Annotated in this window: 3 protein-coding genes and 1 pseudogene; 1 reads left to right on the top strand and 3 read right to left on the bottom strand. The window is 69.6% G+C overall.

All coding sequences use genetic code 11. The features are described from left to right. Both WA965_RS09755 and WA965_RS09760 read right to left on the bottom strand, forming a co-directional pair. On the bottom strand, positions 1–454 hold a 454-nt coding region (locus WA965_RS09755), incomplete at its 3' end, for a maleylpyruvate isomerase family mycothiol-dependent enzyme (protein ID WP_526447431.1). A 93-nt stretch (positions 455–547) separates the two neighbouring features. After that, entirely contained in the window at positions 548–1,828 is a 1,281-nt protein-coding gene (locus tag WA965_RS09760; RefSeq protein ID WP_526296359.1) for an MFS transporter, read from the bottom strand. Between the two features lie 122 nt (positions 1,829–1,950). Here WA965_RS09760 and WA965_RS09765 point away from each other — a divergent pair, with 122 nt between their 5' ends. After that, positions 1,951–2,565, top strand: coding sequence for a YqgE/AlgH family protein (locus WA965_RS09765; protein ID WP_526296357.1), 615 nt, complete (start codon positions 1,951–1,953; stop codon positions 2,563–2,565). Here the strand turns inward: WA965_RS09765 and WA965_RS09770 are convergent. Continuing rightward, a pseudogene (locus WA965_RS09770) lies at positions 2,562–2,776 on the bottom strand (hypothetical protein); the annotation flags it as partial. The gene WA965_RS09765 and the pseudogene WA965_RS09770 overlap by 4 nt on opposite strands.

Genomic DNA, 2,776 nt, shown 5'->3' on the forward strand with positions numbered 1-2,776 from the left:
CCCCGAGCGCATCGGCGACATCGAGGCCGTGCGCCCACGTCTCCATCAGTCGCGCGGTGGCCATCGACGGCGCGCTCATCGGCGGCCCGAACCACGGCAGCTTGCGGCCATCGGCCACGGTCAGCAGCTCGTCATGCAGCGCGGCGCGGGTCGAGCGCCACTCGGCCAGTAGCTGCACCGGCGGCAGCGCGGCGAGTTCCTCGGCGCCCGCGTCGACGAAGCCGGTCGGGTTGTCGGCCGCTCGGCCCAGGATCTCGGTGAAGCCCGGCTCGTCGGTGACGGAGGTCAGCGCGACCCGGTCGGTCCACAGCAGGTGGGCGATCTGGTGGGCGATCGTCCAGCCTGCGGCAGGGGTGTCGGTCGCCCAGTGTCCGGCTGAGAGTTCACCAACGAGCGCATCGAGGTCGTCGCTCTCGGCACGCAGGTCTGCGACCATGGGGGCTGCTCCGGCCATGCCGGACACTGTATCCGCGGCGCGAGCGCTCATCGGCGTTGTCTGCTCTTCGCGCGAGCGCTCATCGGCGCCGTCTGCTCTTCGCGCGAGCGCTCATCGGCGCCGCACGCGGTGCCCCAACGTCGCATGCACCCCCAGGCCCACCAGATAGATGCCCGTCCCGGCCACTGCGAGCCCCGGCGCGTGCCCATCCGGCGGGATGACCGCCGCGCCCGCCGCGATCGCGATGATGAACGTCATCCAGAACAGCGAATCCTGCACCGTGAAGACGTGCCCGCGCAGCGCGTCGTCGACGTCGACCTGCATCGCGGCATCGGCACACAGCTTGACCACCTGCCCGGCGGCGCCCAACAGGAATCCGCAGGCGACCATCACCGGTAGCAGCAGCGTCGCGCCGAACAGTTGAACGACTGCCGCGAACGCCAACGCACCGTTGGGCGCGGTGTAGCGGCCCCATCTCTTGATCGCCGCAGGGGTCATCAGCGTGGCGAGGAACGAGCCGCTGCCGGTGGCGGCGACGAACAGTACGGCCGTACCAAGCCCGGCAACCGCCGTGGTGCCGCTCTCGCGGACGATCACCAGCACCAGCAGCGTGTTGAGCCCGAACACCATGCGGTGTGCGGACAGCCCGGCGAGCGTGGCGGTGACGGTGGGCACCGCCAACACCGTGCGCGCGCCGTGCAGCCAACCGGTGGCCACGGCGTACGCGACGGACCCCTGCACCGCGCGCGCACTTTCGTCGGGGCCGAGCATGCGGGGCGGGAAGCGGAAGGACAGCAACAACGCCAACGCCACCGGTGCCGTGGCGATGAAGATGATTGCCGCGGCGCCGGAGTCGTCGGCGCCGAACAGCCAGCGCGGCAGCAGCATGAAATTGGCGCCCAGGAACGCGGCCGCCGCGCCGGTCGCCGTCGCGACCGAGTTCATCGCGACCACCTGCCCTCGCGGAACCACGTGCGGTAACGCGGCAGACAGTCCCGAGGAGACGAACCGGGTGAAGCCGTTGACGATCAACGCGCCCAACAGGATTGGTAGATCGCCCACGCCGGCGGCCAGTAGTGCGCCGACCCCGATCACCAGCACCAGCCGACCGCAGTTCGCACCGATCAGCACCACCCGCCGGTCCCAGCGGTCGAGGAGCGCCCCTGCGAACGGACCGAGAAGCGAGTAGGGCAGGAAGAGCACCGCGAATGCGCCGGCGATCGCCCACGGGTCGGCGGCGCGTTGCGGGTTGAACAGGATCGCCCCTGCCAGACCGGCCTGGAAGAGGCCGTCGCCGAACTGGCTCACCGCCCGCAGTTCCAGCAGCCGCCGGAACTCGGGCAGTGCTCGCACCGAGCGCCACAGGGCAAGCGGTGCGCGGGCGTCGGGCACGGGTTCACGTCCTGTTGACGGGGGGAGCTGCGAGTCTGTCTGGAACCCGACCACACTACAAATATCGACGGCGGCGGCGCTTGTTAGCCACCATCGAGCAACGGTGATGACATGATGGTCGGGTGGCTCAGCCAGAGGATCCGGAGGACTTCAGAGAGGGAGTCGCACCCGTGGCGCACCGGGTGCGGGCCGGCACTCTGCTGTTGGCCAACACCGACCTGATGGAGCCCACCTTCCGGCGCAGCGTCATCTACGTCGTCGAGCACAATGACGGCGGCACTCTGGGGGTCGTGCTGAACCGGGCCAGTGAGACCGCGGTCTACAACGTGCTGCCGCAGTGGGCGAAGCTGGCCACCAAACCCAAGACGATGTACATCGGCGGCCCGGTCAAACGCGACGCCGCGTTGTGCCTGGCGACGCTGCGGGCAGGGATGGATCCCGCCGGGGTGCCGGGACTGCGGCACGTGCAGGGCCGCATCGTGATGGTCGACCTCGACGGAGATCCCGACTCGATCGCGCCGATGATCGAAGGCGTGCGAATCTTTGCGGGCTATTCGGGGTGGACGATCGGCCAGCTCGAGGGCGAGATCGAGCGCGACGACTGGATCGTGCTGTCCGCATTGCCCACCGATGTGCTCAGCGAACCGCGCATCGATCTGTGGTCCAAGGTGCTACGGCGCCAGCCGATGCCGTTGTCTCTGTTGGCCACACACCCGATCGACATCAGCCGCAACTAAGTCTTGCAGGACAGCGTGCATGTCGCGCAGGCACCGCCGCCGCAGCTCGACGCGACCGTGTCCTGCTGCCTGAGCTGCTCGTCGCGAAGGACGGCCTTGGCGCTCTGCCAGCACCCCGCCGCGACGGTGGCGACGGCTCCGACGATGCACACGACGAGAGCCACCGTGGAGAACGGCGGGCCGGCCGACAGCGCGACCACGGCTCCTGCGG

The sequence above is a fragment of the Mycobacterium sp. genome (genome assembly GCF_049683935.1).
GTDB lineage: Bacteria > Actinomycetota > Actinomycetes > Mycobacteriales > Mycobacteriaceae > Mycobacterium.